The sequence below is a fragment of the Halomonas sp. HP20-15 genome, from assembly GCF_033446685.1.
Classification (GTDB): domain Bacteria; phylum Pseudomonadota; class Gammaproteobacteria; order Pseudomonadales; family Halomonadaceae; genus Modicisalibacter.
Map to the genome: position 1 here is coordinate 1 of NZ_JAWQLY010000002.1, position 17814 is coordinate 17814.

Genomic DNA, 17814 nt, shown 5'->3' on the forward strand with positions numbered 1-17814 from the left:
GTCAGGTCGACGTCGGTGTTGTCCGCCTTGACGCGGATCTTGACGTTGTAATCGATGACGCGTTTGACCGCGACGAGAATTTTCATGCTGACTCCTGGTCATGCTGGCACAGGCAAGCCGCGAGTCGGCTCACGCCGACTAAAGCGCCCGCCCCGGCGAATCGGCTCAAATCATCTTGCCCGGGTTCATCAGGTTGTCGGGGTCCACCGCTTGCTTGATCTCGCACAGCAGACCCTGCTCCTCGGGAGATCGGTAGCCCTTGATTTCGGAGACCTTGAGCAGCCCGATTCCGTGCTCGGCGGAGATGGATCCGCCGAGTGACATGGCCAGTGGATGCACGATGTCATTGACCGCCCCCCAGTGAGCGAGAAACGCCTCCTTGGTCATGTCGTCCGGCTGCGTCAGGTTATAGTGCACGTTGCCATCGCCGACATGACCGAACACACAGAAATGGATGCCCGGCATGTATTCGGCGACAGCGGCACTGGCACGCTCGATGAAGACCGGAATGCTCGACACCGGCACCGACACGTCGTGTTTGATGCTGCCGCCGGCACGCTTCTGCGCCTCCGGCGTGCTCTCACGCAGTTGCCTAAGCTTATGCCCCTGCTCCAGAGAGCTTGCGATTACCGCATCCAGAATCAGCTCGGCTTTGAAGGCTTCCTCAAGCGTGCTTTGGAAAATCTCCTGGAGATTGTCCTGGGGGCGCGACGAGCTGAGCTCGATCATCGCGAACCATGGCGCCGGCTCGGAGAGCGGGCTGTCGCGATCGGTGTGACGGCACACGATTTCGAGCGAGAATTCCGACATCAGTTCGAAGGCAGTGACGGCATCGCCGCTATTGCGCCGAGCCAGCGACAGAAGCTCTAACGCGGCCTCCACCGACGGCAGCGCACAGAACGCGGTCTGAACATGGCGCGGCTTGGGGAAGAGCTTGACCACCGCTGCGGTAACGAACCCGAGCGTACCTTCGCTGCCGACGAAAAGATTTTTCAGCGAGTAGCCGCTGTTGTCCTTATAGAGCGGGCGCATTCCGTTCCAGATGCGCCCATCGGGCAGCACGACTTCCAGGCCCAGGGTGAGTTCACGCATGTTGCCATAGCGCAGGACACCCATGCCGCCTGCATTACTGGCAATGTTGCCACCGACCGTGCAACTACCCTCGGCGCCCAGGCTGAGTGGGAACAGGCAGGATTCGGCGTCGGCTGCGTTCTGCAGGTCGGCGAGAATGCAGCCGGCCTCCACCGTAGCCGTGAAGTTGACCGGGTCGATGTTGCGAACCGCGCGCATGCGCCGCATCGACACCACCACCTCGCCCTGATTGGCAACGGCGCCGCCTACCAGCCCGGTGTTGCCTCCCTGCGGCACCATCGGTACTCGATGTTCGGCACACAGGCGCACGGCCTTGGCAAGCGTTTCGGCACAGTCGGGTACGATCACCACTCGGGCGGTGCTGGTGAAGAGTCCACGCTCCTCGATCAAGTAACTTTCCAACTGCCCCGAGTCGGTAATGACGGCCCCGGGTAGAATGGCCTTCAAACGCTCGATGAAGGCGTCGTCGAGCGGCGGGGTTGCTTCGAATGTGGCCTGCGGTTTCATGATCTCTCCTCACCCGCGACGTGTGGAATCATTGCGAACAGCGCCTGGGCCGACCAGCGATCGGACTGCGCGGCTAACGCCTCGCACCAGTTCACCAGCCCAGCTGTATCAATCGCGCAAGCCGACAGTGACAGCACGCCCGCCGCACGGGCTTCGAGCTCGGCTCTCGACCAGGGGGCCTCCGGGTCGCCGCGTCGCAGCGAGCGCTCCTCGACAACCGTTTCGCCTTCGTCGCTCTCTAGCTTGACGCGAGCCGGTCGTTCGCGCGGGAAACGAGCGCTAAACTCGGCCGACTCCACGACCTCGACCCGCCTCATGAATCGGCGAATCGTCGGGTCCTCCAGCAGTTCCTGGGAAAAGCCGAGGAAATCCGGCGCTCGGCCACAGAGCATCGCGCTGATGCAGAAGGCGGTGGAAAATTTCGCCTCGGCGAGGCTTTCGGGCTCGGTGATACCCGCAATTGCCAGCGCGCTCGCCGGCAGCTCGACGCGCACGCGCTTGACTTGGCGGCAGCGCGCGGGGTCGCGCTCGTAGAGCGCCTGGGCACAGTCCAGAGCGCTGTGCATCTGGCCGCAGACGGGCCAGCCCTTGATTGTTACGTCGTGAATCATCGGAGTGTCGCCCGGCGTCAGCCAAGCGACGTCACAGCCCTCGAGCCTCCAAGCGCGACGCATGCCCCGCGGGCCTTCGAGGATATGTTCAGCGCCCGCAATACCCACCTGGGCCATACGCGCGGCAGCCAGCCCGTTACGCACCGCGGTCGCCACGTGGAACGCCTTGGCGGCAGTCGCCTTATCGTCCAGGAACTGCCAAAGCCCCGAGGCTTGAGTACCGGCATGCCCCAGCGCCCATAGCGTCTGCTGTGCATTCAGACCGAGCGCCCGCGCCGCCGCCGCCGCCGCGCCGAAGCTGCCGGCGGTCGCGGTTGTATGCGATACCTCGTAGTGCCCCGCGCCCAAATGCGATCCGACCCGAATAATCGTCTCGAAGCCGGCGACGATGGCACTGGCGACGGTGCGAGCATCCAGCCTCTCCAGCTCGGCAAGTGTCATTACCACGGGGATCACGGTAATGCCCGGATGGCTGGTCGAGGTCCGGTGGGCGTCGTCCACTTCATGGAAGTGACTCACGGCAGCGTTGAACGCCATCGCCGCCACCGCGGGCTGCTTGATAGGCAAGCCGGCAAGACTGGCCTGCCCGACTTCCCCCGGCGTGGTCAGCGCATGCTTGTAGGGCTCGAAGAGCGGATGCCCGATACCGGCGACCAGCGCCGTCGACCAATCCAGCATGGTGGCAAAGAGTCGCTCGCGCAGCCGGGCGTCCTCGACGTCGACGTCGACGCTCGCGACCCAGTGCGCTAGCGCCTCGAGTTCAGGTCGCGCCATGCTCGACGCCTCCCTTGACCACGGCAAGCTCAGGACGCGACTCCTGCCCCCACTCCGCCCACGAGCCGTCGTAGACGGCCATCGGCCCCAACCCCGCGAGTTCGGCACCAAGCGCCAGGACCGAGGCCGTTACGCCGGATCCACAGGAGCCCACGACCGGCGCTCCCGACTCGATGCCTGCCTCGCGGAACCGCTGCTCGAGCACCTCAGGGGAACGGTAGAAGCCGTCCTCCAGCAGCCGGTCGAATGGTAGATTCATCGCCCCCGGCATGTGCCCGGCGCGCAAACCGGGTCGCGGCTCGGGCTGCTCACCGCTAAACCGCGCAGGCGAACGCGCATCCACCACCTGTGCCGTGCGCTTCTCGAGGTGCTCGGCGACTTCGGCGGCATCGGCAAGTCGCTCCGACACCAGACGTGCTTCGAAGTTGCCGGAGCTTGCAACGGCCGCCGGTGGACCGCTTTCGAGCGCAAGGCCGGCGGCCTTCCAGGCCGGCAGCCCACCATCGAGTACGGCGACGTTTCCATGACCCATTACCTTGAACATCCACCATGCTCGGGGAGCCGCGAACACCCCCATGCCGTCATAGACCACCACGCGGCTATCGGCGTTGACACCCAGTGCACGCACGGCGGCAGTGAACTCGGACGCCGCGGGCAGCATGTGTGGCAGCGAGGAGGAGGCATCCTTGATCTCGCCGTCGAAGTCGAAACGCTTGGCGCCGGGAATATGGCCTTCGAGATATTCGGCATCCGGATCACGAGACTGGGTCGGCAGATACCAGCTGGCGTCCAGGATCACGATCTCCGGAAGATCGAGGTTGGATTGAAGCCAGTCGACGGTGACCAGGTTAGACAGTGCCATTTTGCGACTCCTTGGTGTGGATACGTTGCGCCGTCAGTCTCTTCCTCCATCCGAAGACAGCCGGCAGCACAAGAGACAAAAGCGCGACGAGCAGGATGAACCCGGAGATCGGTCGCGTCAGAAACGGCAGGAAGGAGCCCTGGCCGAACGCCAGCGCAAGGCTCAACTGCTCCTCCGCCATCGGCCCCAGGATCAGCCCCAGGATTACCGGGAGTACCGGAACCTTGACGATATGCAAGACGTAGCCGAGCAGCCCGAACCCCAGGAAACAGTAGACGTCGAACATCCGGTTGTTGAGCGAATAGCAGCCCACGGTGCATAGGATCAGCAGCACCGGAATGACGAACTGGCGCGGCACCGCGATGGCCTTGATGGTGATGGGGATGAAGAAGTGATAAAGCAGCGTGCAGAAGGCGAACGCCACGAAGAACGCAATGAACACGATCCACACGATGTCGCCGTGATCGCGGAACAGCAGCGGCCCGGGATCGATGCCATGAAGCATGAACGCACCCAGCATCATCAGGGTCGAGGCGTCCCCGGGGATACCCAGCGTCAACATGGGTATCAGCGCCCCACCCATCGAGGCGTTGTTCGCCGCCTCTGGTGAAATGACCGACTCGGCCAATTCTCCCTGGCCGAACTTCTCCGGCGTGCGCGAGCTGTTCTTGGCCTGGCTGTAGGCGACGATATTGGAAAGCCCCGGCCCGACACCCGGCAGAATGCCGATGACGATACCGATGAAGGTCGAGCGCAGCAGATCCCACTTGCGACCGATGACTTCACCGAATGTCGAAACGAAAAGGCGCAGACGGTAGTTGACCTGCAGGACCTTCTCGCGCCGGCCAATGCCGTCGGTGTCGGTGAGCAATTGCGGAATGGCATAGAGCCCGATCAGCGCCGGCAGTTCGTAGAATCCCGATTCGAGACTGGTGAAACCGAAGGTCAGCCGGGTCTGACCCGATGCTTCATCGAGGCCGACCAACGAAAGTCCCAGACCGATGAACGCCGCCATGAACGCCTTGACCGCACGGCCCTTGGCCGACATGGACGAGATGCAGGAGAAGGTGAAGATCACCAGGGCGAAGTACTCCCAGGGGCCGAACGATAGCGCCACCTTGGCCAGCAGCGGGGCAATAAGTACCAGCGCCAACCCCGACAACGTTCCACCGATCATAGAGGCGTACACGGCCAGCCCGAGTGCACGAGTGGCCTGTCCTTTCGCCGCCATGGGGAAGCCGTCCAGGCAGGTACCGGCTGAGGCGGGCGTGCCGGGAATGTTCAGCAGAATGGCGCCGACCAGCCCGCCGGAAATGGCGCCACAGTAAACCCCCATCAGCAGCGGAATCGCGAGCTCGAGCTTCATGCTGTAGGTGAGCGGCACCAGCAGCGCAATCGCCATGGTCGAGGTCAATCCCGGTATCGAGCCGATCACCAGGCCGCCGGCCACCCCAAGCATGATGGCGAGCAGCGTCCAAGGCTGGAAGACCGCTGCAACACCTGCGAGCATCAAATCGTACATGGATGAGTCCTCATGGCAGGAAGGCCTTCAGATAGACAACCAGCAGCACATAGATCAGTCCCAGAAGCCCTGCTGTCACCGCCAGTGCAATGACCAGGCTGGCGGGCTTGATGCGCGGTGCCAGCACCAGAATCGTCACAAAGCAGAAAACGGCCGTCGCTACCAGGAAGCCGACATGCGTGATGGCGATCAGATAGACGGTGAACAGGCCCAGCAGGTACATGCGACGACGCAGGAAAGCTTCTTTCCAGCTTTCGCGAAACCCCGGGGCGTCCTTGCGCGGGCGCGACACGAGCGTGCGGATCATTTCGATGACGCCCATCAGAATGCCGCCACCGATTACCATTTCGGGGAACAACCTGGCGGAAACCGTGGCCGAAGCGATCTCGCTGAGCTGCGTGATCTGGGTGGCCGCCACCACGAATAGCAGAATGAAGAGCAAAGAGAACAACAGATCATTGACTCTCATGACGAGAATCTCCCTGCCGGCGATACCGACGGTCGTTTAGTGAAAGGCCAGGGGCGCAACGCACCGCTGGCCGTTCGTGCCTACTCCGTACCCAACTGATATTGCTTGGCAAGCTCTTCGATACGCTGATAACGCGCGGCGAGATCGGCCTCCAGTTCGTCGCCACTGGCGGCAACCACCGACATGGAGTTCTGAGCGAGTCGCTGCTGACACGAAGAGTCCTTGGCGGCGGCTAGCCACGCCTTCGCCAGGGTAGCGACGACATCGTCCGGGGTATTGGCCGGCGCGTAGGTGGTGAAGTACATAGCAAACTCGCTGTCGACGCCCTGTTCGGCCGCCGTCGATGCATCGGACAGCTTGGGGTCGCGCTCGTCGGAGAGGATCGCCACCGGGCTTAGATCACCGGAATTGACGTAGGGGGCCGCCGCGGCAACTGCCGTGGGGACCAGCGTCAGATTGCCCTGAATCGCCGCCACGATCCGGGTCTTGTCACCGGACATGGGGATGGTCTGCAGGTCGTCGGTGCTAATGCCGGCTTTGTCGAGAAAATCGAGGACCGCGAAGTGGGAGAATCCGTTGAGCGCGACGCCGATGTTGTAAGCGCCCGGATCGGACGCGACTTTCTCGCGCAGCGTGTCGACGCTGTCGATGCCCGAGTTTGCATCGGCGAAGATGCCGTAATTCATGGCGACGGTGGAAGCCACGGGTTTGAAGGCGGTGTAGTTGTAGTCCGAGCGTCCGGTCGCCAGCCCCATATCCATGCCTTGGTGCGCCCACAGGAGCTTGTAGCCGTCTGGGCGGGCATCACGCACCTCGACTTCGGCGATCTTGCCCCTGGCGCCGGTGATGTTTCTGATCAGAACCTGCTGATCGATACGGCCCTCCAGACACTGGGCGAAGACTCGTGCGGCGACATCGGAGCCACCACCAGGACTGAAAGGCACGACGAGTTCGATGGGTTTGTCCGGAAAGGCCATGGCCGAAACCGTCGTCAGTGACATGACCGCGGAGCCGAGGGTGAGAGCGATCGTTTTATTCATTGTGGCGTCTCCTGATTTCACGGGTTGTTGTTAGTTGGTCGTGATGGCGCCCGACTCACTGTCGCCGAGTCCAGTGCCTGTGGAACAGCTACTTCGATAACCACTGCGCATCTTTTTCGCGTGCCAATACGCGATCGACGCTACCGCCGATCTCACCGAGATAGGCGGACGGATCAGTGAGTTCGCGAATGCGCTCGGGGGTATAGGTGTCGGCGATGTCCGGGTGCGCTCTCAGCGCCTGCTCGAAGCTCTGGCCGGATTCGATGCCTTTCATCGTGGCCTCGTAGAGCCACTCATGGGCCGTGTTCTTGCCTTTCTTGTCACCCAAGTCGAGCATCACCCGCTCGGACAGAAGATATCCCTCCATCATGTTCACGTTGCGCTGCATGGCCCGGGGATTGACCCGCAGTCCGGCCAGCAGGTTGGCGGTCTGGAACGTCATGGCACCGAGGATCAGGCAGGTCTCGGGCACCGCTTTCCATTCCGATTTCCAGGAGATGCCGTCACGCTCGTGCTCCTGCACCATGGCTTCGAGCATCAGCGTGGAGCTATAGCGAATGGCGCGGGCCAGCATGGCGACGTTCTCGGCCGCGACGGGATTGCGCTTGTGTGGCATGGTCGAGGAACCGAGCTTGCCTTCGGAGAACCCCTCTTCGACCTCGGCGAACTCGTTGCGCTGGAGGTTGAAAAGCTCGTTGCCGATCTTGCCGAGGGTCTGGCCGATCATGGCGAGCAGCCCGGTGTACTCGGCGATGCGATCGCGCGCCGGCGCCCAGCTGATGTCGGGGGCCCCCAGACCGAGTCGCTTCGCCACCGCCTGCTCGATTTCTGCGGCGCGCGGGCCATAGCTCGCCTGGGAACCGACCGCCCCCACCATCATGATCACGAATAGGCGAGGCTCGACCTGCGCCAGGCGCTCGGCGTGGCGCGACATCTCGTCGAGCCAGATGGCGCACTTGTGGCCGAAAGTGATCGGCAGCGCCTGAACGCCATGGGTACGCCCGACCATCACGGTGTCACGGTGCTCGCCGGCCAGGCGAAACAGTTCCCGACCGATCGTCGCCATGTCCCGGCACAGTAACGCATGCACCTGCTTGAGCTGGAGCAGCAGTCCGGTATCCAGCACGTCTTGGGTCGTGGCGCCGTAGTGGATATATTCGGACGCTTCGCTGGAGATCTGAAGATGCACCTGCTTGAGCAGCGGGACCAGCGTGTGCTTGACGCGACGCACCTCCTCGGCCACCGCCTCGAGATCGATCGCGTCGATCGAACCCTTGGCAGCGATCTCCTCGGCCGCACTTGCCGGGATCAACCCCATCTCGGCCTGGGTCTGCGCAAGCGCGACCTCGAAGTCCAACCACTTCTGCAAGCGGTTTTTTTCCGAGAACACCTCGCGCATCTCTGGAGTGCTCCAGAGGTGTTGCATCGTGATCATGTCAAAAACGGAGACGGACATATTTGAATCTCGGTGGCTAGAGTCAACGTGGATAGTGGCTGCTTACTCTTCGTCGCCGTAGAACTTCATGGCCAGACCACCGTGGGCAGCAGCCGCGCCGGCCTTCATAGCCGCAGCGATGAGCACGGCTTCTGCCACTTCGGCCTTGGAGAGCCCGACGGCTTTGCCCTTGGTCACGTGGGATTCAATGCAGTAAGGGCAGCCGGTGGCATGAGCCACCGCGATCGCTATGAGCTCACGAGTACGCGGTGGAACTTCCCCGTTGTCCTGGCCCGGAATCGCGTTAAGGGTCATCCAGGCCTTAAAATCCGCGGGCGCAAGCTTGGCCATCTGCATGCGGAACTCGGCATCGGCATTGTCGTAGTACTTGTTGGTCATCAGACTGACTCCGGATAGCTTACGGGGATGGACTCAAGCTCGCGTCTCATTCAATGCGACTTGACTCATCCAGTGAAACGCTAGAAACTATGCATCGTCAAGTCATTGCGCGGAGGAACGCATGAGCAATAAGTCGCATAGACCTCCGTCGGGTGTGCTGGAGCGTGGCCTCTCTCTGTTGGCTTGCTTCACACAGGAACGGCCGAGGCTGCAGTTGAGAGAACTGGCGGAATTGACGGGATTGGACAAGACAACCTCGTCCAGAGCGTTGAAAACGCTGGTCGACTGGGGTTACCTCGAGCGGAGTTCCGATGGCTCATACTCGCCGGGGCCTGCCAACCTACGTATGGCGTCAATCTTTCGGACTACATCCAACTTCGTGTCCCGGGTGGAGGCGCCGATAATCAGCATCAGTCGTCAGGTCGGCCAGACGACCTCATTCTTCGTTCGCTCGGGGAGCGAACGTGTTTGCCTGGCACGCGACCATGCGCACCAGGACTTTCGCTATTTCATCGAGGTAGGAGCCTCTGTTCCCCTGGATAAGGGCGGCGCAGCGGCGCAGATCATCCTCGCCCACAGCGATATCGACAGCGACGAATCCGTGGCAATCAGGAAACGCGGGTACTACATCTCGCGAGGCGAGCGGCACCGCCATTTCGCCTCTATCGCAACACCGCTCTTCGAATCCGACGGACAGTTTCTGGGTGCGATCACGATCACAGGGATGGCGCTCGATCTTAGCGATGAAGATCTCAAGGCCTTCCTAGCCATCATCCAGAAGGAGGTAGCGGCGGCGGGGTTCACTATCGCCTGATAACGGCTTCGTTCTCGGCCCGTACCATTGTGGATAACTTGCGAGCACATACTGCCGATGGGGCTATGATTCGCGCGGTTCACCCCGATCAGTGGATGGATACCTCGTTCGCCTACTGGGAGGGCATGGTCTCGGTCGAGGGCAGCCACGCCGGCGAGGGTTATCTGGAGATGACCGACTATTAATCGCTCCCGAAAGACGGCGACTTCTCACTCCCACGCAGCGCCTTCCAGGGCATCGAGCGGGATCTTCAGGTAACGCTTGCCGTTGTCCTCCGGCTCAGGAAGGCGCCCGCCGAGAATATTGATCTGAAGCGCATGCAGGATCAGCTTCGGCATGGGCAATTCGCTGTCACGGCGGTTGCGCAGCTCGACGTATTCAGCCTCGCTGCTCTCGCCGAGCCGATGCTTGTTGTGCTCCCGCTGCTCACGCACCGTGCTTTCCCACTGCGGCTCGCGGCCATCGGGCATGTAGTCGTGGCCGGTAAACAGCCGGGTGTCGTCGGGCAGCGCAAGGATCGCCTGGATCGAGTGCCAGAGCTGGTGTGCGCTGCCGCCGGGGAAGTCGGCGCGGGCGGTGCCGAAGTCGGGCTGGAACAGGGTGTCGTGAACGAAGGCGGCATCGCCGATCACGTAGGTGATCGAGGCCAGCGTATGCCCCGGCGAATGCATCACGCGGGCCTCGATCTCGCCCAGCTTGAAGGTGTCCCCCTCGTCGAACAGCTGATTCCACTGGCTACCGTCGTCTTTGAGGTTCGGCCAGTTGTAGATCGCTTTCCACAGTGACTGCACCTGGGTCACCGGACGGCCGATGGCGGTGGGCGCGCCGGTCTTGTCATGCAGGTAGCGCGCGGCGGAGAAATGATCGGCGTGCGGGTGCGTATCCAGTATCCATTCGACCTCGAACCGTTCGCGCTCGATGTAGGCCAGCAGCTCGTCCGCTTGGTGGGTCGCGGTAGCGCCGGACTTCTCGTCGAAATCGAGCACCGGGTCGATGATCGCGCAGCGGCGCGTGGCGGGATCGCTGACCACATACTGAACGCTGAAGGTACGGGGATCGAAAAAGCCAGCGACATCAGGCTGGCCTTTCGAGAGCGCGAAGGTGTGCATGGCGCCTCCTCAGGGCAAAAATTTCCCTCAGGGTAACGCTATTTTAGTTATATTGTTATACTTTTTAGAAATATGAATTCCTGCTCGCATGCTGTACTGCTATCGACGCCCCCTGGCTGTTGCAAGGGGCGCCGCCCAGCCTGATGGCTCGCAACCTGCCGACTCGCTTGGCTATCATGCCCGGCGCGCTTCGCTGGCTGTGTCGTGCCATAACCCAGGCTACGCTGGTCGTTGAGCCGTTCGTCTCATTGCTAGGAGCACCCCATGGCGTTATTCACCGAGCAGCATCCCGGCGTCGAGCCCCAAGCCCCCCAGGAAACCGCGGGCTTCACGCTCAACCACAGCATGTTGCGGATCAAGGACCCCGAGCGCTCGCTGCGCTTCTACAGCCATGTATTCGGCATGCGCGTGCTGCGCAAGCTGGACTTCGAGGAACTCAACTTCTCGCTGTACTTCCTGGCCCACCTCGAGGATGGCGACGAGGTGCCGGAATGCACCGCCGAGCGCACGGTGTGGACCTTCAGCCAGCGCGGCGTGCTGGAGCTCACCCACAACTGGGGAACCGAGGATCAGGCGGGTTTCGCCTATCACGACGGCAACGCCGAGCCGCAGGGCTTCGGGCACATCTGCTTCTCGGTACCCAGCCTCAACGCCGCGGTGGACTGGCTGGACGAGAACGGCGTGGAATACGTCAAGCGCCCCGAGCAGGGCAAGCTGCAGAACGTCGCCTTCGTCAAGGACCCGGACGGCTACTGGATCGAGATCGTCGAGCCGACGTTGATGGCCAACACCGGGATGTAAGACGCTGGCGGCAGCGTCGACCGATAAAGCAAAACGCCCCCGCCCAGCCGTGATTCGGCTGGGCGGGGGCGTTTCGGTACCGCGAATGCTTAGCGGAAGGCGATCACGCTTTCAGGTCGAACGCCTTCTGCACGGCCGGCCAGGCGGGCTGGCCGTCGCGCGTGGTCACGCCGTCGAGGTAGGCCTTGATCTTGTCGACGTTGTTCTGCATCCACTCCACGGCGACCTCGTCGGCCTCGCGCTCCTTGTAGCTGAAGTCGAGGATCAGCTGACTCTGGTCGTCGGCGCTGAACACCATCTGATCGAGCAGCTTCTTGGCGTTGGGGTGGCTGTCGGCAAAACCGCTGTTGAGCAGGGTACGCACGTCGCTGCTGCCGCCGCCGGGGCCGAACAGGTTTTCCGGGTCATCGAGGTAGACGATATCGTATTCGATGTTCATCCAGTGCGGTGTCCAGCCGTAGAACAGGATCCACTCGTTATTGCTGGTGGCGTTGTCCACCGCACCGAGCATCGCCGGCGTGGTCGCTTCGCGCAGCTTCCAGTCGCCCATGCCGTAGGTGTCGTTCTTGACCGCGCCGTTGAGGATGTCGCTGGTCGCCGAGCCGGGCTCGATGGAGAACATCTCGTGACCGAACTTCTCGGCGAATTCCGGCTTGTCGATGTCGCGCGCCGAACTCACGCCGGCCTCGGCGACGTAGCGGGGCACCGCGAAGCCCATCCGCGCGCCATCGACGTTGTTGCCCAGGTCCGCCAGGGTGCCCTTGGCGTTGACGGTGTCGTACATGCCCTGCTGGGCCGGCAGCCAGGCGCCGAAGAACGCATCGACTTCGCCGAGGTTGAGCGCTTCGTAGGAAATCTGAGCGCCGAGCTGCTTGGTGTTCGGCTGATAGCCCAGCGTCTCGAGCAGCTGCGAGGCGATCTCGGTCTTCATGGTCACGCCGGGCCACGGCGGCGCGGAAAAGGTAACGGCGGGATCTTCCTGCGCGAATACGCTACCCGACAGACTCAGCGATGCGGTGGCCAGGGCACCGGCAATCAGTCCGTTGGCACGATGGGATAGGGACATGAATCGTCTCCTTAAGCAGGGTTTATTGTATATCGGAACAACAATAACATTATTTTATCCTTGGCGCCGTTGATTGCCCGTCGTCGAGTTTCAACCACCGCCGGACCGCTCATCCCGTCGTCACCGGGATATGACGCAGGCGATAGCCGCCACCCGTTTCAGGCGTTATGTTGTGCACAAACGCGTCAAGCCTAGGAAGATCGTATGACCCGCCGTGATTCGCGACGCTGGCTGCCCCCGCTGTGGATAACCCTGGCGTGCCTGTGGCTCGCCGGCTGTGCCGGCCCGCAGATGCAGCTGGCCGATTTCGAGGACGTGCCTGCGGATTCGCTGTCCATCGAGCGGGCGATGATCCTGGCCAACGCCCGCCAGGCGCTGGGCGTGCCGTATCGCTATGGCGGCGCCTCGCCAAGCGGCGTGGACTGCTCGGGACTGGTGCAGATGACCTACCAGGCCGCCGGCATCGCGGTGCCGCGTACCGCCGAGCAGCAGCGTAAGCGACTACCGCAACGCGAGCGCGTGCGTCCCGGCGACCTGATGTTCTTCGGCTCGGGTTCGAAGGCGACCCATGTCGGCATCTATGTCGGCGATCAGCGGATGATCCACGCGCCGGGCAGCGGGCGCACGGTCACCGTCACCTCGCTGGGCATCGACTACTGGCACGAGCATTACCTGGGCGCGGCCGGCCCGGCTCCCTGAGCGCTCGGCCTTCGAAGTTTCCCGCCTCTCAGCACCGGCGGCGTGTTGCGGTATCCTGTTTAGGAAACTAATGATGTTCCTTAAGCGAGGCCGCATGAACCCCGTCATCGAATTGCTGAATTCCCACCGATCGATCCGCAAGTACACCGAGCGCAAGATTCCCCACGAGTTGCTGCTGGAGCTCATCCGGGCCGGCCAGGGCGCCGCCACTTCCAGTCACGTTCAGGCCTACAGCGTCATTCACGTCAAGAGCCCGACCAACCGCGAGAAGATCGCCGAGCTGGCCGGCCGCCAGAACTATATCGTCAGTTGCTCCGACTTCCTGGTGTTCTGCGCCGACATGAAACGCCCCACCGACGCCGCCGAGTGCACTGGCGCCAACGTAGTGCGCGGGATGACCGAGCAACTGCTCGTCGCCAGCGTGGATACCGCACTGATGGCGCAAAACGTGGCGATCGCCGCTGAATCCGAGGGGCTGGGCATCTGCTACATCGGCGGCATCCGCAACGATCCGCAGGCCGTGAGCGACCTGCTTCAACTGCCCGAGCACGTCTACCCGGTGTTCGGCATGTGCCTCGGCTATCCCGATCAGCAGCCCGAGGTCAAACCCCGCCTGCCGGTCGAGGCGGTCCTCATGGAGGATCGTTACCGCAACGAGCGCGGGAACGTCGAGGCCTTCGACGCCACCATGCACGGCTACTACCAGGACAGGAGCAACGGCAAGAAGGACGCCAACTGGTCGCGCAACCTCACCCCGCTATTCGACTCCAAGCTGCGCGCCCACATGCGCGAATTCCTGATCGAGCGCGGCTTCGAAATGAAGTGAACCGCTGGCGAAGTAGCAAAGCCCTCACATGGTATTAAAGGGGGCATTCAGGCAGGCGTAGCCAGCGCCTTGAGCTCGTCATAGAGCGCCCAGGGGATGGTCACGCCGGCGGCCCGGCTCCGCTCGCGGGCCGCGAAGCGCCGCTGCGAGGGAAGCCGCGCCCCCTGGTCGACGATGGCATCGAACAGCGCCTCGGCATGCCGTTGCTGTCTTTCCTTGTCATCGCCCAGGAACGTTTCCAACGAGAAGGCGATGATCAGTTCGCCGTGGAAGGGCTTGCCCTGGCCATCCGGCGTGGCCGGCTGGGTTTCATGGCCCAGCAGGTCGCCGATCAGCGGCCCGGCCAGCAGCTCGATCATGCTCGAGAGCGCCGAGCCCTTGTAGCCGCCGAAGGGCAGCAGTGCGCCATCCAGCGCCGCTTGCGGGTCGCTCGTGGGGTTGCCTTCCCGGTCGATGGCCCAGCCTTCCGGAAGCGACTCACCGGCCCGCTTGTGAAGCTCTATCTCGCCCCGTGCCACTACGCTGGTGGCGAAGTCGAACGTGTACGGCGTCTTGCCGGGCCGCGGCCAGGAGAAGGCGAAGGGGTTGGTGCCGAACAACGGCGACTTGCCCCCCGCCGGCGCCACATAGGCGTGGCTCGGCGTCATCGCGATCCCCGCCAGGCCCTGATCCGAGAGCGCTTCGACTTCCTGCCAGAGCGCCGAGAAATGAAAGCTGTTGTTGATGCCGAGCACCGCAATGCCGTTGCGCTGGGCCTTCTCCACCAGCAGTGGCAGGCCCCTCTCGAAGGCCAGCAAGGACGACCCCCGGTTGGCGTCGACCCTCACTACGCTCGGCGCCTGGTCGATGACGGCCGGCTCGGCGTGGGGATCGATGCCCCGGTACTGCGCCGTCTGGGCGCAGCCAATCAGCCGGTACAATCCGTGCGAGTGGCATTCGTCGCGCTGGGCGGCCACCACGCTGCGAGTGATCGCCGCGGCGTGTGCCGGGTTGAAGCCGTTGTTCAACAGGACCTGACGACTCAATGCCTCGGCATCCGTCAGGGAGAGCGTGAGTTCCTCGGCCATGGTGCGCTCCTGGCTAGGCGGTTTTTCGATGCGTTATCGTACCCTACCGCCGCACACGTGCGGCGGAGGCTATCTATCGATGGCTACGGCTACCGAGGGTGAAGAGCGCTTATGAACATCCAATTGAAGCGAATCTACGACCCGGCCTCCGAGGAGGACGGCTACCGCGTGCTCGTCGATGGAATGTGGCCACGGGGGGTTGCCAAGCGCAATGCCGCACTGGACGAGTGGTGCCGGGAGCTGGCGCCCTCGAAGTCGTTGCGTCAATGGTTCGGCCACGACCGGGCGCGTTGGGACGAATTCCATCGCGCCTATCGCGCCGAGTTGCGTGAAGGCGATGGCGAAACGCTGGCGAGACTTCGCGAGCATGCCCGCCGCGACGGGCTGACGCTGTTGTTCGCCGCGCGCGATGTCGAGTACAACAATGCCAGGGTACTCAAGGATCACCTGGAGGATGACGCATGAACGACGACGAACGCTTGGCACTGGCCGCACGCGTGCGCGACGCCTGCATTGCCGCCGCCCTGGCGGGCCACGAGGAGGCGGCAATCGCCGGCCTTTGCAGCGAAGGCGCGCTGGAGGCGGCGATCAGCGCCATCCAGATGCTCGATCTGCAAGCCGTGGTGGATAGCGCTGCGCCGGATTGACCGCGGCGGCTTGCACGTTGGGCCGACTGCCAGCTAGCCCCTCCGACCATAGCGCGCCTCGCCCCACGCCAGCATCTCCGCCAGCAGGGTGCGCAACAGCGGGCGCACCGCGTCGGCCCGCGCCTCGTCGAACGCGAAGGGCGGCGCTTCCTGCATGTAGGTGCGCTGCGACAGCTCGAGCTGAACGCCGTGCACGTCATGTTGCGGGTCGTTGTAGTGGCGGGTGATATGGCCGCCCTTGAAGCGCCCGTTGGCGACATGGGTATAGCGCGACTGCGCCTGGCAGACCGCCTGCAGGCGCCGGCTGAGCGCCGGGTCGCAGCTGCGGTCCTCGTAGGTGCCCAGGTTGAGATCCGGCAGGCGATCGTCGAACAGCCGCGGGATGCGCGAGCGGATCGAGTGGGCGTCGAACAGCAGCGCATAGCCGAAGCGCTGCTTGAGCCGGGCGAGTTCGCCGGCCAGCGCCTGGTGGTAGGGCCGCCAGACATGCTCCAGCGCCCAGTCGCGATCGGTCCGGCTCGGCGCCCGGCCCTCGGCGAACAGCGGTCGGCCGTCGAAGTCGATATCCGGGAACAGCCCGGTGGTGGCGCCGGCGTACAGCGGCGTGTCGTCCTCGGGCCGGTTGAGATCGACCACGTAGCGCGAATAGTGCGCCTGTAGCCGGCTGGCGCCGAGCTCGGCGACGAAGTCGTAGAGCTCGGGAATGTGCCAGTCGGTGTCGTCGAGCGACCGGGCCGCGTCGTTCAGGCCCGCCTCGACCGCCAGCGTCAGCGCCGTCCCGCAATGCGGCATCGAGACCAGCAGCGGAACCTCGCCGGTGTCGAGTCGATACGCCTCGTTCATGCCGTTACCTCCCTGCCCGCCTTGAAGACCGTGACCGGCAGCTGGCCGCCCAGCCAGTAGCTGAGTTCCGCCGGCCCGGATATGTCCCACACCGCCGCGTCCGCCGCCTTGCCGACTTCCAGCGAACCGTGGCGCTCGGCGATGCCCAGCGCCCGGGCGGCGTTCAGGGTTACCCCGGCCAGCGCCTCTTCCGGGGTGAGCCGGAACAGCGTGCAGGCCAGGTTCATCATCAGTCGCAGCGAGAGCGCCGGCGAGGTGCCGGGGTTGAGGTCGGTCGCCAGCGCCATGCATACGCCCTGCTCGCGGAACGCCTCGACCGGCGGCAGCTGCGTCTCGCGCAGGGTCAGGAAGGCCCCCGGCAACAACACCGCCGCGGTGCCGCTCTTCGCCATCGCCCGGGCGTCCGTGGAATCGGCGTACTCGACGTGATCGGCCGAGAGCGCGCCGAACTCGGCGGCCAGCTGGCAGCCGCCGAGCCGTGAGAGCTGTTCGGCGTGCAGCTTGACCGGCAGGCCGAGACGTCGCGCGGCGTCGAACACCCGGCGCATCTGGGCGACGGAGAAGGCGATGCCCTCGCAGAAGCCATCCACCGCGTCGATGAGCCCCTCGGCGGCCAGCGTCGGCAGGATCGACTCGCAGACCAGCTCGATATAGTCGTCGCCGCGCTCCCTGTACTCGGGTGGCAGCGCGTGGGCGGCCAGGCAGGTGGCCCGCACCGTGACCGGCAGCCGCTCGCCGAGCGTGCGCGCGACCTTCAGCATCTTGCGCTCGCTGTCGAGATCGAGCCCGTAGCCGGACTTGATCTCCAGCGTCGTCACGCCCTCGCGCAGCAGCAGCCTGGCCCGCGCCTCGGCACTGGCCAGCAGCGTGTCGAAGTCGGCTTCGCGGGTCGCGCGCACGCTGCTGACGATCCCGCCGCCCTGACGGGCGATCTCGCTGTAGCTGACACCCTCCAGGCGCTGCTCGAACTCGCGGCTCCTGTCGCCGCCGAACACCAGGTGGGTATGGCAGTCGATCAGCCCCGGGGTCAGCCAGCGCCCGCCGAGATCGCGGGTCTCGTCGATCTCGATGGCAGGCAGCTCGGCTTCCGGGCCGATCCAGGCGATGTGTCCGTCGCGGATCACCAGCGCGGCGTTCTCGAGAGTGGCGTAGCCACCGCCACGCATCGTCACCGCCTGGCAGTTGCGCCACAGGCTATCGCCCGCCAAAGGCTGGTTGGTTTCCATGGTGG

Annotated in this window: 20 protein-coding genes and 1 pseudogene; 7 read left to right on the top strand and 14 right to left on the bottom strand. The window is 63.8% G+C overall.

The features are described 5' to 3' along the window. From R6258_RS02380 to R6258_RS02420, 9 genes and pseudogenes are all read right to left on the bottom strand, one after another. Positions 1–86 (bottom strand): annotated as a pseudogene (locus tag R6258_RS02380) (electron transfer flavoprotein subunit beta/FixA family protein); the annotation flags it as partial. Between the two features lie 79 nt (positions 87–165). Next, positions 166–1599, bottom strand: coding sequence for an FAD-binding oxidoreductase (locus R6258_RS02385; RefSeq protein WP_318446916.1), 1434 nt, complete (start codon positions 1597–1599; stop codon positions 166–168). After that, a complete protein-coding gene (locus tag R6258_RS02390) occupies positions 1596–2984 on the bottom strand; it encodes an MmgE/PrpD family protein (protein ID WP_318446918.1) in 1389 nt (462 codons plus the stop codon). The genes R6258_RS02385 and R6258_RS02390 overlap by 4 nt, the downstream gene beginning before the upstream one ends. After that, entirely contained in the window at positions 2971–3846 is an 876-nt protein-coding gene (gene sseA, locus R6258_RS02395) for a 3-mercaptopyruvate sulfurtransferase (RefSeq protein WP_318446921.1), read from the bottom strand. The genes R6258_RS02390 and sseA overlap by 14 nt, the downstream gene beginning before the upstream one ends. Then, complete coding sequence (locus tag R6258_RS02400) at positions 3833–5368, bottom strand: tripartite tricarboxylate transporter permease (protein ID WP_318446924.1); 1536 nt, start codon at positions 5366–5368, stop codon at positions 3833–3835. The genes sseA and R6258_RS02400 overlap by 14 nt, the downstream gene beginning before the upstream one ends. Before the next feature lie 10 nt (positions 5369–5378). Continuing rightward, entirely contained in the window at positions 5379–5837 is a 459-nt protein-coding gene (locus tag R6258_RS02405; RefSeq protein ID WP_318446927.1) for a tripartite tricarboxylate transporter TctB family protein, read from the bottom strand. Between the two features lie 80 nt (positions 5838–5917). After that, a complete protein-coding gene (locus tag R6258_RS02410) occupies positions 5918–6877 on the bottom strand; it encodes a tripartite tricarboxylate transporter substrate binding protein (protein WP_318446929.1) in 960 nt (319 codons plus the stop codon). Between the two features lie 88 nt (positions 6878–6965). Beyond that, positions 6966–8303, bottom strand: a complete 1338-nt coding sequence (gene purB, locus R6258_RS02415) for an adenylosuccinate lyase (RefSeq protein ID WP_318446932.1) — start codon at positions 8301–8303, stop codon at positions 6966–6968. A 72-nt stretch (positions 8304–8375) separates the two neighbouring features. Beyond that, complete coding sequence (locus R6258_RS02420; protein WP_318446935.1) at positions 8376–8711, bottom strand: carboxymuconolactone decarboxylase family protein; 336 nt, start codon at positions 8709–8711, stop codon at positions 8376–8378. Between the two features lie 121 nt (positions 8712–8832). On the opposite strand from R6258_RS02420, the gene R6258_RS02425 reads away from it, so the two are divergent. Together R6258_RS02425 and R6258_RS02430 are read left to right on the top strand one after the other, a co-directional pair. Next, positions 8833–9525 (top strand): IclR family transcriptional regulator, encoded by a 693-nt coding sequence (locus R6258_RS02425; protein WP_318446937.1) that lies wholly within the window; start codon positions 8833–8835, stop codon positions 9523–9525. Between the two features lie 65 nt (positions 9526–9590). After that, entirely contained in the window at positions 9591–9710 is a 120-nt protein-coding gene (locus R6258_RS02430) for a lipocalin family protein (protein WP_318446940.1), read from the top strand. Between the two features lie 24 nt (positions 9711–9734). Here R6258_RS02430 and R6258_RS02435 read toward each other — a convergent pair whose 3' ends face one another. Beyond that, entirely contained in the window at positions 9735–10634 is a 900-nt protein-coding gene (locus R6258_RS02435; RefSeq protein WP_318446943.1) for an MBL fold metallo-hydrolase, read from the bottom strand. Between the two features lie 264 nt (positions 10635–10898). On the opposite strand from R6258_RS02435, the gene gloA reads away from it, so the two are divergent. Next, the gene (gene gloA, locus R6258_RS02440; RefSeq protein WP_318446945.1) at positions 10899–11435 is read left to right on the top strand and encodes a lactoylglutathione lyase; all 537 of its coding nucleotides are present in this window, start codon (positions 10899–10901) and stop codon (positions 11433–11435) included. 103 nt (positions 11436–11538) lie between these two features. Here gloA and R6258_RS02445 read toward each other — a convergent pair whose 3' ends face one another. Next, positions 11539–12501 (bottom strand): ABC transporter substrate-binding protein, encoded by a 963-nt coding sequence (locus tag R6258_RS02445; RefSeq protein WP_318446949.1) that lies wholly within the window; start codon positions 12499–12501, stop codon positions 11539–11541. A gap of 204 nt (positions 12502–12705) precedes the next feature. Between R6258_RS02445 and R6258_RS02450 the strand changes: the two genes are divergently transcribed. Together R6258_RS02450 and nfsA are read left to right on the top strand one after the other, a co-directional pair. After that, complete coding sequence (locus tag R6258_RS02450) at positions 12706–13200, top strand: C40 family peptidase (RefSeq protein ID WP_318446951.1); 495 nt, start codon at positions 12706–12708, stop codon at positions 13198–13200. A 94-nt stretch (positions 13201–13294) separates the two neighbouring features. Then, positions 13295–14026, top strand: coding sequence for an oxygen-insensitive NADPH nitroreductase (gene nfsA / locus R6258_RS02455; RefSeq protein WP_318446954.1), 732 nt, complete (start codon positions 13295–13297; stop codon positions 14024–14026). Between the two features lie 47 nt (positions 14027–14073). Here the strand turns inward: nfsA and R6258_RS02460 are convergent, their stop codons facing one another. Further along, on the bottom strand, positions 14074–15093 hold the full coding sequence (locus R6258_RS02460; RefSeq protein ID WP_318446956.1) for an Ldh family oxidoreductase: 1020 nt from the start codon (positions 15091–15093) through the stop codon (positions 14074–14076). 111 nt (positions 15094–15204) lie between these two features. On the opposite strand from R6258_RS02460, the gene R6258_RS02465 reads away from it, so the two are divergent. Together R6258_RS02465 and R6258_RS02470 are read left to right on the top strand one after the other, a co-directional pair. Further along, positions 15205–15558: a DUF488 domain-containing protein gene (locus tag R6258_RS02465; RefSeq protein WP_318446959.1), complete on the top strand. Its 354-nt coding sequence runs from the start codon at positions 15205–15207 to the stop codon at positions 15556–15558. Then, the gene (locus R6258_RS02470; protein WP_318446961.1) at positions 15555–15740 is read left to right on the top strand and encodes a hypothetical protein; all 186 of its coding nucleotides are present in this window, start codon (positions 15555–15557) and stop codon (positions 15738–15740) included. Before R6258_RS02465 ends, R6258_RS02470 begins: the two co-directional genes overlap by 4 nt. A gap of 33 nt (positions 15741–15773) precedes the next feature. Here the strand turns inward: R6258_RS02470 and hutG are convergent, their stop codons facing one another. Together hutG and hutI are read right to left on the bottom strand one after the other, a co-directional pair. Further along, on the bottom strand, positions 15774–16583 hold the full coding sequence (gene hutG, locus R6258_RS02475; protein ID WP_318446963.1) for an N-formylglutamate deformylase: 810 nt from the start codon (positions 16581–16583) through the stop codon (positions 15774–15776). Then, entirely contained in the window at positions 16580–17809 is a 1230-nt protein-coding gene (gene hutI / locus R6258_RS02480; RefSeq protein WP_318446965.1) for an imidazolonepropionase, read from the bottom strand. Before hutI ends, hutG begins: the two co-directional genes overlap by 4 nt. Positions 17810–17814: the final 5 nt, after the last annotated feature.

Bases quoted from the DNA above. Each gene is read 5' to 3' on its own strand.
- R6258_RS02385 (WP_318446916.1), bottom strand. From the start codon at position 1,599: ATGAAACCGCAGGCCACATTCGAAGCAACCCCGCCGCTCGACGACGCC.
- R6258_RS02390 (WP_318446918.1), bottom strand. From the start codon at position 2,984: ATGGCGCGACCTGAACTCGAGGCGCTAGCGCACTGGGTCGCGAGCGTC.
- sseA (WP_318446921.1), bottom strand. From the start codon at position 3,846: ATGGCACTGTCTAACCTGGTCACCGTCGACTGGCTTCAATCCAACCTC.
- R6258_RS02400 (WP_318446924.1), bottom strand. From the start codon at position 5,368: ATGTACGATTTGATGCTCGCAGGTGTTGCAGCGGTCTTCCAGCCTTGG.
- R6258_RS02405 (WP_318446927.1), bottom strand. From the start codon at position 5,837: ATGAGAGTCAATGATCTGTTGTTCTCTTTGCTCTTCATTCTGCTATTC.
- R6258_RS02410 (WP_318446929.1), bottom strand. From the start codon at position 6,877: ATGAATAAAACGATCGCTCTCACCCTCGGCTCCGCGGTCATGTCACTG.
- purB (WP_318446932.1), bottom strand. From the start codon at position 8,303: ATGCAACACCTCTGGAGCACTCCAGAGATGCGCGAGGTGTTCTCGGAA.
- R6258_RS02420 (WP_318446935.1), bottom strand. From the start codon at position 8,711: ATGACCAACAAGTACTACGACAATGCCGATGCCGAGTTCCGCATGCAG.
- R6258_RS02425 (WP_318446937.1), top strand. From the start codon at position 8,833: ATGAGCAATAAGTCGCATAGACCTCCGTCGGGTGTGCTGGAGCGTGGC.
- R6258_RS02430 (WP_318446940.1), top strand. From the start codon at position 9,591: ATGATTCGCGCGGTTCACCCCGATCAGTGGATGGATACCTCGTTCGCC.
- R6258_RS02435 (WP_318446943.1), bottom strand. From the start codon at position 10,634: ATGCACACCTTCGCGCTCTCGAAAGGCCAGCCTGATGTCGCTGGCTTT.
- gloA (WP_318446945.1), top strand. From the start codon at position 10,899: ATGGCGTTATTCACCGAGCAGCATCCCGGCGTCGAGCCCCAAGCCCCC.
- R6258_RS02445 (WP_318446949.1), bottom strand. From the start codon at position 12,501: ATGTCCCTATCCCATCGTGCCAACGGACTGATTGCCGGTGCCCTGGCC.
- R6258_RS02450 (WP_318446951.1), top strand. From the start codon at position 12,706: ATGACCCGCCGTGATTCGCGACGCTGGCTGCCCCCGCTGTGGATAACC.
- nfsA (WP_318446954.1), top strand. From the start codon at position 13,295: ATGAACCCCGTCATCGAATTGCTGAATTCCCACCGATCGATCCGCAAG.
- R6258_RS02460 (WP_318446956.1), bottom strand. From the start codon at position 15,093: ATGGCCGAGGAACTCACGCTCTCCCTGACGGATGCCGAGGCATTGAGT.
- R6258_RS02465 (WP_318446959.1), top strand. From the start codon at position 15,205: ATGAACATCCAATTGAAGCGAATCTACGACCCGGCCTCCGAGGAGGAC.
- R6258_RS02470 (WP_318446961.1), top strand. From the start codon at position 15,555: ATGAACGACGACGAACGCTTGGCACTGGCCGCACGCGTGCGCGACGCC.
- hutG (WP_318446963.1), bottom strand. From the start codon at position 16,583: ATGAACGAGGCGTATCGACTCGACACCGGCGAGGTTCCGCTGCTGGTC.
- hutI (WP_318446965.1), bottom strand. From the start codon at position 17,809: ATGGAAACCAACCAGCCTTTGGCGGGCGATAGCCTGTGGCGCAACTGC.